Source organism: Cupriavidus sp. 01L43, assembly GCF_056399925.1.
The window spans coordinates 743766-757255 of record NZ_JBFTSH010000002.1 but is presented as its reverse complement, the minus strand read 5'-3'; the positions used below and the strand labels follow the sequence as shown (position 1 = coordinate 757255).

Annotated in this window: 16 protein-coding genes; 4 read left to right on the top strand and 12 right to left on the bottom strand. The window is 68.5% G+C overall.

All coding sequences use genetic code 11. The features are described from left to right. Position 1 precedes the first annotated feature (1 nt). Positions 2-637, bottom strand: coding sequence for a phosphonate C-P lyase system protein PhnH (gene phnH, locus AC1DP9_RS06670; RefSeq protein ID WP_477106891.1), 636 nt, complete (start codon positions 635-637; stop codon positions 2-4). A gap of 1 nt (position 638) precedes the next feature. After that, entirely contained in the window at positions 639-1115 is a 477-nt protein-coding gene (gene phnG / locus AC1DP9_RS06665; RefSeq protein ID WP_092301986.1) for a phosphonate C-P lyase system protein PhnG, read from the bottom strand. A gap of 192 nt (positions 1116-1307) precedes the next feature. Here phnG and phnF point away from each other — a divergent pair, with 192 nt between their 5' ends. The 4 genes from phnF (at position 1308) to phnN (ending at position 4704) form a co-directional block, all read left to right on the top strand. Next, positions 1308-2042, top strand: coding sequence for a phosphonate metabolism transcriptional regulator PhnF (gene phnF / locus AC1DP9_RS06660; protein ID WP_092301989.1), 735 nt, complete (start codon positions 1308-1310; stop codon positions 2040-2042). Positions 2043-2138: 96 nt separating this feature from the next. After that, positions 2139-3371 carry an alpha-D-ribose 1-methylphosphonate 5-triphosphate diphosphatase gene (locus AC1DP9_RS06655; protein ID WP_477106890.1) on the top strand — a complete coding sequence of 411 codons (1233 nt, stop codon included), beginning with the start codon at positions 2139-2141 and terminating at the stop codon, positions 3369-3371. Further along, positions 3368-4108, top strand: a complete 741-nt coding sequence (locus tag AC1DP9_RS06650) for a DUF1045 domain-containing protein (RefSeq protein ID WP_477106889.1) — start codon at positions 3368-3370, stop codon at positions 4106-4108. Before AC1DP9_RS06655 ends, AC1DP9_RS06650 begins: the two co-directional genes overlap by 4 nt. Further along, positions 4105-4704, top strand: coding sequence for a phosphonate metabolism protein/1,5-bisphosphokinase (PRPP-forming) PhnN (gene phnN / locus AC1DP9_RS06645; RefSeq protein WP_477106888.1), 600 nt, complete (start codon positions 4105-4107; stop codon positions 4702-4704). Before AC1DP9_RS06650 ends, phnN begins: the two co-directional genes overlap by 4 nt. Before the next feature lie 65 nt (positions 4705-4769). Here the strand turns inward: phnN and AC1DP9_RS06640 are convergent, their stop codons facing one another. From AC1DP9_RS06640 to hemF, 10 genes are all read right to left on the bottom strand, one after another. Then, positions 4770-5315, bottom strand: a complete 546-nt coding sequence (locus AC1DP9_RS06640) for a phosphonate degradation HD-domain oxygenase (RefSeq protein ID WP_477106887.1) — start codon at positions 5313-5315, stop codon at positions 4770-4772. After that, the gene (gene phnE / locus AC1DP9_RS06635; protein ID WP_092292169.1) at positions 5312-6133 is read right to left on the bottom strand and encodes a phosphonate ABC transporter, permease protein PhnE; all 822 of its coding nucleotides are present in this window, start codon (positions 6131-6133) and stop codon (positions 5312-5314) included. The genes AC1DP9_RS06640 and phnE overlap by 4 nt, the downstream gene beginning before the upstream one ends. Before the next feature lie 78 nt (positions 6134-6211). Then, entirely contained in the window at positions 6212-7192 is a 981-nt protein-coding gene (gene phnD / locus AC1DP9_RS06630) for a phosphonate ABC transporter substrate-binding protein (protein ID WP_092292171.1), read from the bottom strand. An 87-nt stretch (positions 7193-7279) separates the two neighbouring features. Continuing rightward, complete coding sequence (gene phnC, locus AC1DP9_RS06625; RefSeq protein WP_441593618.1) at positions 7280-8128, bottom strand: phosphonate ABC transporter ATP-binding protein; 849 nt, start codon at positions 8126-8128, stop codon at positions 7280-7282. Between the two features lie 129 nt (positions 8129-8257). Next, the gene (gene rng / locus AC1DP9_RS06620; RefSeq protein ID WP_477106886.1) at positions 8258-9721 is read right to left on the bottom strand and encodes a ribonuclease G; all 1464 of its coding nucleotides are present in this window, start codon (positions 9719-9721) and stop codon (positions 8258-8260) included. 82 nt (positions 9722-9803) lie between these two features. Further along, the gene (locus AC1DP9_RS06615; RefSeq protein WP_477106885.1) at positions 9804-10418 is read right to left on the bottom strand and encodes a Maf family protein; all 615 of its coding nucleotides are present in this window, start codon (positions 10416-10418) and stop codon (positions 9804-9806) included. 43 nt (positions 10419-10461) lie between these two features. Further along, positions 10462-10941, bottom strand: a complete 480-nt coding sequence (gene rlmH / locus AC1DP9_RS06610; protein ID WP_092292181.1) for a 23S rRNA (pseudouridine(1915)-N(3))-methyltransferase RlmH — start codon at positions 10939-10941, stop codon at positions 10462-10464. 58 nt (positions 10942-10999) lie between these two features. Continuing rightward, entirely contained in the window at positions 11000-11755 is a 756-nt protein-coding gene (gene rsfS, locus AC1DP9_RS06605) for a ribosome silencing factor (protein ID WP_092292183.1), read from the bottom strand. A 44-nt stretch (positions 11756-11799) separates the two neighbouring features. Then, the gene (locus tag AC1DP9_RS06600) at positions 11800-12507 is read right to left on the bottom strand and encodes a nicotinate-nucleotide adenylyltransferase (RefSeq protein WP_092292185.1); all 708 of its coding nucleotides are present in this window, start codon (positions 12505-12507) and stop codon (positions 11800-11802) included. An 11-nt stretch (positions 12508-12518) separates the two neighbouring features. Further along, a complete protein-coding gene (gene hemF / locus AC1DP9_RS06595; RefSeq protein WP_250025105.1) occupies positions 12519-13430 on the bottom strand; it encodes an oxygen-dependent coproporphyrinogen oxidase in 912 nt (303 codons plus the stop codon). Positions 13431-13490 lie beyond the last annotated feature (60 nt).

Below are 13490 nucleotides of genomic sequence, written 5' to 3'. Positions count from 1 at the left end.
GTCAGTTCTCCCCGTGCGTCAGGTGCGTGGTGCGCGTCAGTGCGCAGAATTGGTCGCCGCTGGCCAGCAGCAGGTCGACGCCGAGCGGGAAGCCGGCGTTGTTCGCGGCCCAGCTGGCCTGGAAGTCGGCAGGCAGGCCGGTGACGGTCAGCGCCTGCGTGGTCTCGATGCCGGGGCCGCGCAGCGTGAGCGTGTCGCCTTCGGTCAGCGAAGCCACTTCGACGATCAGCGTGGCCGAGCGGTCCGGGTAGGCCGGCTGGCCCTGGGCGCAGTCGGCGAGGGCGGGCGTCGCATGGCCGGCCGGCACGCAGACGAAGGTGGCGGCGTCGAGCTGATCGACCAGCGGGCAGCCGCAGTGGAAGCGCAGGAAGGCGCGCGCCGGGGCGGGGACGTCGGCGGGCAGCCAGACCGGCGTGTCGGGGTCGGCCAGCGTCAGCAGCAGCGCGGCCAGCGCGGGCGAGAGGCCCTCGGGCACGCCGCTGGTGGCCGGCAGCGACGCGAGCCGGCCCGGATGGGCGAAGGCTTCCAGCGTGGCGCGGAACACCTGCTGGGCGTCATCGACCGGATTGTCGAAGCCGGGCAGCAGCGAGGCAGCCGGGGTGCCGAAGGTCGGCAGATTCGATTGCGTGGTGGGCATGTCAGTCCTCTCCGCGTGCCATCGTGAAGAATTCGACGCGCGTCTGCGCGGCGGTGGCGGCCTGCTGCGCCGCGCGGTCGGCAAAGGCCTGCGCCAGCGGGGCCAGGACGAGGTCCGTCACGCGCTGGTGCCAGGCCGGCAACTGGAGCAGGGCGTCCAGCACGGCGGCCTGCTCGGCGTGGCGGGTGCCACGGCCCTGTACATAGGCGACGCCGGCGGTCCCACCGGTTTCGCCATCCTCGATCACCACGGCGCAGCGCGTGACGGTCATCTCGCCCAGATTGAACTGGGCGCCCGTGCCGCCAGCGCGGCCCCGCACCATGGCCATGCCCGACTCCGGCTTGCGCAGCAGGCGGTAGGCCGGCAGCGCTGCTGCCTCGCCAAGCCGCGCGTAGGCCGCTTCCAGCGCGTCAGACCGCGCCAGAGCCAGGGTTCGCAGCCATGCGGCGCGTGCCGCATTGGTTTCGCTTTGCATCATCACCCCTATACGTCTATACGTTTAGATGTAAAATACCACAACACGGCGATACTAGACCACAGCCACATGAAGCTTTCATGACGCGCTGGCCGACCCGGAGCGGATTGATCGGGCACGCCACGCGGGCGCTCCGTGTGAGGCACAATCGCACGGTATTGAATGACGATGAAAGCATGATGAAAGAGGGAAGCGATGTCTGAACGGGAAGTCGAACGTGGCTCCGGCGTGGCCGTGTGGCGCCAGATTGGCGAGGCGTTGGCGGACGACATCCGCAACAAGCTCTATGGCCCCGGCGAGCAGCTGCCGCCTGAACCGGAGCTGGCCACGCGCTTTGCCGTGAACCGCCATACCATCCGGCGCGCCATGGGCGAGCTGGAGTTGAGCGGGCTCGTGCGCATCGAGCAGGGGCGCGGCACCTTCGTGCAGGAGCACGCCATCGACTACGCCATCGGACGCCGCACGCGGTTCTCGCAGAATCTGGCCGCGCAGGGCATGCGCGGGCATATGGAGATCCTGGGCAGCCAGGTGATCCGCGCGCCGGAGGTGGCCAAGCACCTCGGTCTGGCGCGCAATGCCGACGTGCTGCACGTGCAGATGGTGGGCAAGGCCGAGGAGCGGACCATCGACGTGGCCGAGCACTACTTCGACCCCAAGCGCTTCCCGGGCATGGAGGAGCAGGTGCGCGCCAAGCTGTCGATCTCGCGCGCGCTGGCGCATTTCGGCATTGCCGACTACACGCGCAAGTGGTCGCGCATCACCGCCGCCATGCCGAGCGCGCCGGTGGCGCGGCTGCTGAACCAGCCCAAGACGCGGCCGGTGCTCCAGGTGGAAGCGCTCAACGTGGACATCGACGGCGCACCGCTGCAATACAGCATGACCCGCTTTGCTGGAGACTGGGTGCAACTCACCGTCTCCGACAGCGACTGAATCCGGGTGCGCCGCGAGTGCGGCGCTTGCATCGCATTGGTCTAGACATCCGGTGTAGACATGCGAGTGTCATCAACCAGGGGTAGTGTGTTGCCCATGCCTACGACAAACCAAACTCATTCGGCGCGGCTGGCCGGCATCACGGGTCGCCGTGTGCTGGGCGCGGCCGCCATTGGCCCGGCAACGCTGGGCTTCGACCACGGCAGCGTCGCCTCGCAGCAGCAGGCGCCCGAGAGCGGCCCCTGCATCGATGCGGGCGACCTGCTGGTGCTGCCCGGCATCGTCGACATCCATGGCGATGCCTTCGAGCGTGCCGTGATGCCGCGCCCCGGCGTGAGCTTCCCGTACGCGGGCGCGCTGCTCGACGTGGACCGCCAACTGCTGTCGCACGGCATCACGACCGAATTCCACGGCGTGACGCTCTCCTGGGAAGGCGGCCTGCGTGGCGAAGCCTACGCGCTGCGTATGTTCGATGCCCTGGCGCACTTGCAGCCGGTGCTGGGCGCTTCCCACAAGGTGCACCTGCGCTTCGAGGCCTATCACCTCGCCGGCGTGGAGACCGCGCTGTCCTGGATGGCCGATGGCCGCGTCGGCCTGCTCGCCATCAACGATCACCTGCCGATGATGGCGCGCAAGATGGCCAACGACAGCAAGCTGGCCCAGTACGCCGAGCGCGCCGAGTGCGACCCCGAGACCTTCCGTACGCGCCTGCGCACGGCCAGCCGCAACGCGCAGGACGTGCCGGCGGGCGTGTCGAGTCTGATCGCGGCCGCCCGCGCGGCGGGCCTGCCGGTGGCCTCGCACGATGACCCGGACCTCGCCACGCGCCAGCACTATCACCGCCAGGGCTGTCATATCGCCGAGTTCCCGCTGACCATCGAGGTCGCAAAGCTCGCCCGCCAGATCGGCGACGAAACCGTGTTCGGCGCGCCCAACGTGGTGCGCGGCACCAGCCACACCGGCGCCCCCAACGCCACCGAGATGGTGGCGGCGGGCCTGTGCACGGTGCTGGCCTCTGACTATTACTACCCCGCGCCGATCCAGGCCGCGTTCAAGCTCGCGCAGCTTGGCGCGGTCTCGCTGGCGGAGGCGTGGCACCTCGTCTCGCGCAACCCGGCCCGTGCGGCCGGCCTGCGCGACCGGGGCGTGCTCGCGCCGGGGCTGCGCGCCGACGCCATCCTCGTCGATGACAGCGTGCCGGGCCTGCCGCGCGTGTGCGGCACCATCGTCAACGGTGAGCTGAAGCACGCCACGCGCGTGCTGCCGATGATCGACATCGCCAAGGCCCGCTACACGGCGGATGGCGACGAAGGCAGTCTGGCCGCATGACGATGGCCGCACCGCGCTTCGCGATCTACCTGGCGCCGGCCGAGCCGTTCCGCACGTTCGGCGCGCAGTGGCTGGGGCGCGATGCCGATACCGGCGCGCCGCTGCCACTGCCCAAAGGTCTCGGGCCGCGCCCGGATGCCTGGGTGGTGGCGCCCGCCCACTACGGCCTCCACGCCACGCTGAAGCCGCCGTTCCGGCTGGCGGCGGGCACGGATGGCCCGATGCTCGATGCCGCCGCGCGTGACTTCGCGCATGGCGTCGATGCCTTCCACGCCCGGCTGACGCTGCGCGCGCTGCGCGGCTTCCTCGCGTGGTGTCTCGATGACGGCACAGAGAGCCACGAAGGCGCCCGCCAGATGCACGCGCTGGCCGATGGCTGCGTGCTGGCCTTCGAACCGTTCCGCGCGCCGCCCACCGAGGCGGAGCTGCGCAAGCGCAAGCCGGACCAACTGAGCGCCGCCCAGCAGCGCATGCTCGAGGCGTGGGGCTACCCCTACGTGTTCGAGACCTTCACCTTCCATATCACGCTCACCGGCATGCTCGACGCTGCTGCGGAAGCCGCCGCGCTCGCGCAACTCGCGCCGGCCAGCCAGCAGCTCTGCAGCGCGCCGGTGCATGTCGATGGCATCGCCGTGTTCGTGCAGCCCGAGCCCGGCGCCGACTTCCTCGTCGCGCGCCACTATGGCTTTAACGGCAGCACGCGCGATGGCGCCGGTGCAGCCTGGCTCGCATCATGACGATCTATACCCGCGCCAATCCCCACACTGATCCCCACGCGGACGGCCACGGCCTGTTCTACGTGATGGGCCCCTCCGGCAGCGGCAAGGACTCGCTGTTGCGCGCGCTGCGCGAGCGGCTGGGCCCGCAGGACCGCGTGGTGGTGGCCCATCGCTACATCACGCGCGCCGCCGATGCCAACGAGGCCTCGGTGGCGCTGTCCACGGACGAGTTCGCGCGCCGCCGGGCGCTCGGCTGCATGGCGCTGCACTGGCACAGCCATGGGCTGGACTACGGCATCGGCGTGGAGATCGAGGACTGGCTCGCGCGCGGGCTCAAGGTCATCGTCAATGGCTCGCGCGAGTACCTGCCGACGGCCGTCGCCCGCTATCCGGGCCTGTGCGCGGTGCACGTGCGCGTGAAGCCCGAGGCCCTGGCGGCGCGCCTGCGCCAGCGGGGGCGGGAGTCCGAAGCGGCGATCGCGCAACGGCTGGCGCGCGCAGGGCAGGCGTTCGACGTGCCGGCCGGCTGCAAGCTGGTCGAGATCGACAACAGCGGGGCGCTGGATGACTCGGCGGCGTCGTTCGCCCGGTTGATCGGGGTGGGGCACGACTGAGTTGTTGATCGTCGACAGCAAAGAAAAAGCCCGGGACTCCTGGGCTTTTTCCATGGGCGCGTGGCTTACGCGTGCCGTGCGCAGCCGGCGGCGATGTCCAGATAGTGCGCCAGCGCCGGCGTCGGCAAATCCACTACCTTGGCCAGATCGTCGTAGCGGCGCAGCCGCACCGCCGCTTCGGCGTGCGGGCTGGCGATGAAGGCGTCTGCCTGCGCGGCGTCGTACGGGCCGCCCTGCAGGGCCAGGCTGTGGACCGAGGCCGGCGAGAGTGTGGCGAAGTAGGCCGGGTCCACCGCGCACAGGTAGCGCTTGGCGGCCACGTGCAGGCGCACGGGCTCGGTCACGTCCGCGCCGAACAGGTCGGCCAGCGCCTGCGCGGCGGCCTCCTGGTGGCGCATGTCGGTGGTGCTGCTCTCGGCCAGCATCAGATGGCCCACGTCGTGCAGCAGCGCGGCAGCCACCAGCGCCGCCGGCTCGCCGGCCTGCTCGGCCAGCTGCGCGCACTGCAGCGCGTGGGCGGTCTGGCTGATCGCCTCGCCGCCATACCAGTCCTTGCCGTGGTTGACGAAGAGCGTCTCGATGCGTGCCAGGGTCAGGCGGTCCGCGCTCATACCAGCACCTTGCGGATCTGGGCGGACACGATGTCGATGCCGGTGACGAACAGGATGATGATGATCATCACCGCGCAGGTCTGCGCGTACTGGAAGCTGCGGATGATCTCCCAGAGCACGGTGCCGATGCCGCCGGCGCCGACGATGCCGACCACCGACGCCGAGCGCACGTTCGACTCGAATCGGTACAGCGCGAAGGACAGCCACAGCGGCAGCACCTGCGGGATCACGCCGTAGACGATCTCCTCGATCGGGCCGGCGCCGGTGGCGCGCACGCCTTCCACGGGACGCGGGTCGATGGCTTCCACGGCTTCGGCGAACAGCTTGGCCAGCACGCCGGTGGTGTGGATCCAGATCGCCAGCACGCCGGCGAACGGGCCGAGGCCCACGGCCACGATGAACAGCATCGCGAAGACCATCTCGTTGATGGCGCGGCAGGCGTCCATGATGCGGCGCGCCGGCTGGTAGACCCACACCGGCACGATATTGGCGGAGCACAGCAGGCCGAGCGGCACGGCCATGAACACGGCGATGGCGGTACCCCAGAGCGCGATCTGCACGGTCACGAGCATCTCGTCGAGGTAGTTGCGCCAGTCGCGGAAATTGGGCGGGAAGAAGTCGGCGGCGAACTTCGCCATGTTGCCGGAGTCGCGCAGCAGGTCCATCGGGCGCATGTCGGCGCCTTGCCAGGACATGGCGAGCAAGGCCAGCACGATCGCCCAGACCAGCATCATGGACAGCGAGGTGCGCGGCGGGCGGACGTTGCTGTGCGGCGCGGGGGACGGGGGCGGGAGGCCGGGCTTGGCGGTGGCGGTCATGGGGGGCATCGGATGGAATACGGTGAAGATGGCGCAAGGCCGATGGCAGCGCGCCATCGGCCCTGGGCGGGGTACGGCTTACTGGGCGCTGATGGCCTTGTCGATCTCGGCCAGGCGGCGAGACACGTCAGCCAGCTGCTTTTCCTTGTCGGCGGCGGCCAGCGTGGTGTCGGTCTCGATCTTGGACTTCTGCTTGGCCAGCTCGATCTGGCGGATGGGCAGCAGCTGCGCGTCCGACGAGACGCGGAAGCCCTGGTAGGTCAGCGTGGTCAGGATCTGCTTCTCGCGCGCAGCGTCGGCACCCTTGCCGTAGTTGACGAAGAAGTCCTGGATCTTCTTCTTCGTCTCGGCCGGCAGGTCCTTGCGGTAGACCATGGGGTCGGCGGCGATCAGCGGGCTCTTCCAGAGCACGCGCACCTCGTCATAGGCGTTCTTGCCCGTGTTGATGCGATAGCGCTCGAAGTTCTCCGTGTTGTTCACGGCCACGTCCACCTGCTTGTTCAGCACGGAGAGCAGGTTGGTCTCGTGGTTGCTGATGCGCACGGCCTTGAACAGCGTCTTCGGCTCCACCTTGTGGGCGGCCCACAGGTAGTAGCCCGGCACGGCCGTGCCCGAGGTGGAGTTCGGGTCGCCGGCGCCGTAGGAGAGCTCCTTGCCGCGCTTGATCACGTCTTCCACCGTCTTCAGGTCGCTGTCCTTGCGCACGACCAGCAGCGACCAGTAGCCCGGGTTGCCGTCCTTGTCGATCACGGACGCGAACACCTCGCCGTTGGCGCGGTCCACGGCTTCCATGGCCGACTTGTTGCCGAACCAGCCGAGCTGCACCTTGTTGAAGCGCATGCCCTCGATGATGCCGGCGTAGTCGGAGGCGAAGAACGGCTTGACCTGCACGCCGAGCGCCTTGCTCAGGTCGTCGATCAGCGGCTGCCAGGCGGTCTTCAGGTTCGACGACGATTCCGTCGAGATAAAGCCGATGTTCAGGGTCTTGGCGTCCTGGGCGTAAGCGGGCAGGGCCACGACGCCCGAGGCGACCACGGCGAGAAAGGTTCTGCGAAGCATGTGTGACTCCGTTTCGGATGAGTCGTTGTGGATAACGGCAAATGACGGCAATACAGCGGGAAAGCGAAAAGGGGGGCGCGGTGGCGATCAGGCGGCCGCGAGATTCATCGTGACCATGGCCGGCGCCGGCATGCCGCTGGCGGTGTCGGCTTCGTCGGGAACCGAGTCGTGGAGCAGTTCCTCGGCCTCGGTGCCGTACAGGTCGCGCAGCATGCCCGGGGTGAGTGCGGCGGACGGGCCGTCGTAGACCACCTTGCCCTGGCGCAGCGCCACCACACGGGGGCAGTAGCGCATGGCCACGTCCACCTGGTGCAGCGACACCACCACGGCCACCTTGCGGGTGCGGTTGATCTGCGAGAGCAGCGTCATCACGCGGCGCGACGATTCCGGGTCGAGCGAGGCGATCGGTTCGTCGGCCAGGATGACCTTGGCGTTCTGCACCAGCGTCCGTGCGATGGCGGCGCGCTGCTGCTGGCCGCCGGACAGCGTGGAGGCACGCTGAAACGCATAGTCGTCTATACCAACCTGGGCGAGGGCGTCGAGGCCGGCCTGCACTTCATCGGCCCTGAACAGGCGGAACAGGCTGCGCCAGGCCGGGATGCGGGTGAGCATGCCGACGAGGACGTTGGTGATCACCGGCAGGCGGCCCACCAGATTGAACTGCTGGAAAACAAAGCCGATTTCGGCGCGCACCTTGCGCACGTTGCCAGCCAGGCGGCCATGGCGCTGGATGGATCGGCCATTGACCAGGATCTCGCCAGCATCGCCGGACACGAAACCGGCCACATGGCGCAGCAGCGTGGACTTGCCAGAACCCGAGGCGCCCAGCAGGGCCACCATTTCGCCCGGCGCGACGTGCAGCGTGACATCGTCAAGCGCCTTGCGGTCCGCGCGGAACGATTTGCTGAGTCCGCGGACTTCGATTGCATGCGTCATGTCGACTCCCTTGCTTGAATGACTTGGCGCATTCTGGGGGGAGTGGATGACAGAACGATGACGCTGGGCGGGAGAGTGAGGGGTGAATGTCTGCGGGGTGAGGCATTGGGCGAGTGACGCCCAATGCACTTACATCAGGATGATGTCGTACTGTTCCTGATGGAACGTGGATTCCACCTGGAGCGAGATCGGCTTGCCGATGAAGTCGTTGAGCATCGCCAGATGCTGGCTTTCTTCCTCGAGGAACAGATCGATCACTTCCTGGGAGGCCAGGATGCGGAACTCGCGCGGATTGAACTGGCGGGACTCGCGCATGATCTCGCGCAGGATGTCGTAGCAGACCGTGCGCGGCGTCTTGACCTGGCCCTTGCCCGTGCAGACCGGGCACTGCTCGCACAGCACGTGCGCCAGCGACTCGCGCGTGCGCTTGCGGGTCATCTCCACCAGCCCGAGCTGCGAGAAGCTGTTCACGGTGATCCGGGTGCGGTCACGGGACAGCGCGCGCTTCAGCTCGGAGAGCACCGCGTCGCGATGCTCCACGTTCTCCATGTCGATGAAGTCGATGATGATGATGCCGCCGAGGTTGCGCAGCCGCAGTTGCCGGGCGATGGTGTGCGCGGCCTCGAGGTTGGTCTTGAAGATCGTGTCGTCGAAGTTGCGGGCGCCGACGTAACCGCCCGTGTTGACGTCGATCGTCGTCATCGCCTCGGTCTGGTCGATCATCAGGTAGCCGCCGGACTTCAGGTCCACCCGCCGCGACAGCGCCTTCTCGATCTCGGCGTCGATGCTGAACAGGTCGAAGATCGGCCGCTCGCCGGTGTAGTGCGAGAGCCGGGGCAGCACGGCCGGGGTGTACTCCTGGGCGAACTCCACCAGCTTCTGGTAGTTCTCGCGCGAGTCGATCTGGATCACGCCCGTGGCGTCGTTGATGAAGTCGCGCAGCACGCGCTGGGCCAGGTTCAGGTCCTGGTACAGCAGGCTGGGGGCCGGCTGGGTGGTCGCGTTCAGGCGGATCGACGCCCAGATCTTGCGCAGGTAGGCGATGTCGTTGCCGAGCTCGTCGTCGCTGGCTTCCTCGGCGATGGTCCGCACGATAAAGCCGCCACGCTCGTCGCGCGGCACCAGCCCCTGCACGCGGGCGCGCAGCGCCTCGCGGTCCACCTCGCCCTCGATGCGCTGCGAGATGCCGATATGCGGGTCCTGGGGCAGGTACACCAGCGTCCGGCCGGCGATGCTGATCTGCGTGGACAGCCGCGCCCCCTTGGTGCCGATGGGGTCCTTGATGACCTGCACCATCAGGGCCTGGCCCTCGAACAGCGTCTTTTCGATGGCGAGCGGCGGGGCGCCGTTCTTGTCGGGGTCGCGCGGATGCCAGATGTCGGCCACGTGCAGGAAGGCCGCGCGCTCGAGGCCGATGTCGATGAATGCGGATTGCATCCCCGGCAGCACGCGCACGACCTTGCCGAGATAGATATTGCCAACCAGCCCGCGCGTCAGCGTGCGCTCGACATGCAGTTCCTGCACGGCGGCCTGCTGCACGATGGCAACGCGCGTCTCTTGCGGCGTGATGTTGACGAGGATGTCTTCAGTCATAGCGATGGATGCGCGCTGCCGTGTTGTCGGCGGCTTGTTGTTGTCGTTCGGCGCCGGGCGGGATGGCTGCGGGACGGGGCGCTCAGAAGCGCAGCCCGGCCTCGCGCAGCAGGGCCGCGGTCTCGAACAAGGGCAAGCCCATGATACCCGAATAGCTGCCGTCGATTCGTTCGACAAACTCGGCCGCGCGGCCCTGGATGCCGTACGCGCCAGCCTTGCCGAGCGGCTCGCCGCTGGCCACGTAGCGGGCGATCTCGGCGGCGTTCATCGGCCGGAAAGTGACGTGCGAGATCGACAGCGCATGGCGCTGGCCGAGCGTGGAAACCACGGTCACGGCGGTCAGCACGCGGTGGGTGGTGCCGGCGAGCGCGGCCAGCATCGCGGCGGCATCGTCCGGGCCGGCCGGCTTGCCCAGGATGTCGCCACCCCGGCATACCGTGGTGTCGGAGGTCAGAATCGGATGGTCGGGCAGGGCGCGGCGCTCGCGGCGGCGCAGGGCGGCTTCGGCCTTGAGCGCGCAGACGCGCTGCACGTAGGCGTCGGGCGTCTCGCCGGGCAGCACGGCTTCGAGCGCTTCGGCATCCTCGTCGTCATCGGCGAGCAGCAGTTCATGGGAGACGCCGAGCTGCGTCAGCAGTTCGCGGCGGCGCGGGCTTTGGGAGGCGAGGTAGAGGAGGTCGTGGGTCACGGCGCGCATCGGGAAAATCGATGCGGCGATTGTAACCGTCGGCGGCGGGAACTCAGACCCGGTGATACGGGTGGTTTTGCGTGACGGACCAGGCGCGGTAGAGCTGTTCGGCCAGCAGCACGCGCACCATGCCGTGGGGCAGCGTCAGGCTGGAGAGCCGGATCAGGGTGGTGGCGCGTGCCTTGAGGGCCGGGTCGAGCCCGTCCGCGCCGCCGATCAGGAAAGCCACGTCGCCGCCTTCGCGCTGCCAGCCGGTCAGCTGGTCGGCCAGCTGCACCGTGGTGAAGTCGCGCCCGCGTTCATCGAGCGCGACGATCCGGCACTGCTTGGACAGCGAACCGAGCACGGCGTCGATGCGCGCGGCTTCCCGCTGCATCACCGTGGCGGCGTTGTTGCTCGACGAACGGGCTTCCGGCTTGACTTCGCGAAGTTCGATGCGCAGCTCCGGCGGCATGCGCTTGGCATACTCGCCGAAGCCGGTTTCGATCCAGCCGGGCATCTTGTGGCCGACGGCCACGATCACGAGTTGCATGGGCGATCTGGCGATACCGGGTGGATCGGTGCGAACGGCTTAAGTCGACGCAGTCGACTCAGGCCGAGCGCTTGCGCGGCGCGGCGGTCTTGGTCGCAGCCTTCTTGGCGGCCGGCGCCTTGCGTGCGGGGGCCTTGGCGGCAGTCTTGGTCGCCGGCTTGGTGGCCGTCTTGGTCGCCACCTTGCGGGCCGGCGCCTTCACGGCCGGGGACTTGCGGGCCGGCGTCTTGGCAGCCGCCGTCTTGGTGGCGGCGCCGGTGCTGGTCTTGCGCACCGGCTTGCGGATCGTGGCGATGGCGTCCGGATCGGTGTCCTCGTGGCCCATCGGCGGCGAAGGCTCCTTCATGCCTTCCGGCAGCTTGGCCAGCGCCGGGCGCAGGCTCGAGGCACGGCGCGAGCGCGGTGCCGGCGCCGAAGCCTCGGCTTCGTCGTCGTCCATCGGCTCGCTGGCCTTGGCCAGGCTCCTGGCGCCGGTCAGCTTCACGCGCACCGGCTTGTCGCCCCAGATTTCCTCGAGGTTGTAGTACAGGCGCAGTTGCGGCTGGAGGATGTGCACCACGGCGTCGCCGCAGTCCACCAGCACCCACTCGCCCGTCTCCAGGCCCTCGACGGCAATGATATGGCCGCCGGCATCCTTCACCGTATCCCGCACAGAGGCGGCGAGCGCCTTGGTCTGGCGGTTCGAACTACCGCTGGCGATCACCACCCGGTCGAATAGTTCGGTCAGGTGAGTGGTGTCGAACACCTTGATGTCCTGCGCTTTGACATCCTCGAGCCCGTCGACGATGGCGCGTTGCAGTTTACGAATATCCATGGTGTCTTTCTTGTTCAGCTTCGTTCGGGATAGGGGCGAGCCGGTCAGGGATTGCGGTATAACCCGCGACTCGCGATGTAGTGTGCCACGCCGGCAGGCAGTTGGTCATCCGCCGCCTGGCCCTCAGCCAGGCGCTGGCGCAGGCCGGTGGAGGAAAGATCGACGGCAAGGGTCTGGTCGATCCACATCCGGCCGGAGGGCGTGCATTGTATCAGGTGCGTGTCCGCCAGCCGCTGGTTCATCGCCGCGAGCACCGGACCGTCCAGCGCGGCGAGGTCGAAACCGGGGCGGGTGGCGATGCACAGGTGCACTTGTTCGAACAATGCCTCCCAGCCGTGCCAGGTGTGCAGGCGCAGCAATTGGTCGGCGCCCATCAGCCAGGCCATGGAGGTATCCGGGGCGTATTCGTCGCGCAGGTGGCGCACCGTGTCGATGGTATAGCTCGGGCCGGCCCGGTCCACCTCCATGCGACTGACTCGTATCTTGGCGCGCGGGCTGTCCAGCGTGGCGGCGGCCAGCTCGGTCATGGCGAAGCGGTCGGCGGCGGGCGTCACATGGTCGCCCTTCTGCCAGGACTCGCCGGTCGGAATCCAGACCAGCTCGTCGAGCGCCAGATGGTCGATGCAAAGCTGCGCCAGCGAGACATGGCCGCGATGCGGCGGATCGAAAGTGCCGCCCAGGATACCCAGGCGGTACGGGCGGCCGGTGGACGGTGCGGAATCGGTGGTGCGGGAATCTTCGGGAACAGTCATCACACTCGCCGTCAGGCCCACTCGCGTGCCGGCAGGAAGTCGGTGTACAGCGCGGCCTCCGCGCTGCCCGGCTCGGGTTGCCAGTCGTAGCGCCAGGTTACCTGCGGCGGCATCGACATCAGGATGGATTCGGCGCGGCCGCCCGATTGCAGGCCGAACAGCGTGCCGCGGTCGAATACCAGGTTGAATTCCACATAGCGCCCGCGCCGGTAGGCCTGGAAGTCGCGCTCGCGCGCGCCGTAGGGCGTGTCCTTGCGGGTTTCGAGGATAGGGAGGTAGGCGTCGAGGAAGGCGTCGCCGACCGATTGCATCATCGCGAAGCTGCGATCGAAGCCCAGCGCGGCGAAATCGTCGAAGAACACTCCGCCGATGCCGCGTGCCTCGCCCCGGTGGCGCAGGAAGAAATACTCGTCGCACCACTGCTTGAAGCGCGGGTACAGGTCGTCGCCGAACGGTGCCAGCGCGGTCTTGCAGGTGCGGTGGAAGTGCGCGCAGTCATCGGCATGGCCGTAGTACGGCGTCAGGTCCATGCCGCCGCCGAACCACCAGACCGGGTCCGCATCCGGCTTCACGGCCACGAAGCAGCGCACGTTCATGTGCACCGTCGGCACGTACGGATTGCGCGGATGGAACACCAGCGAGACGCCCATGGCCTCGAAGCTGCGCCCGGCCAGTTCGGGCCGGTTGGCGCTGGCCGAGGGGGGCAGGGTGTCGCCGCGCACGTGGGAGAAGCCCACGCCGGCGCGCTCCATCACGGCGCCGCCTTCCAGGATGCGGGTGCGGCCACTGCCGCGCAGGCGCTCGGTCGGCGGCTTTTCCCATTCGTCGGTCAGGAATGGCTGGCCGTCCACGGCGGCGATGGCGTCGGTGATGCGGTCTTGCAAGCCGAGCAGGTAGGCGCGGACTGCCTGGGAGTCGATCATGATGGGCGGAATCGGATGGGCCGGTAGCGCGACGGCCGCCGCCCGGAGGGCGCGGCCGTC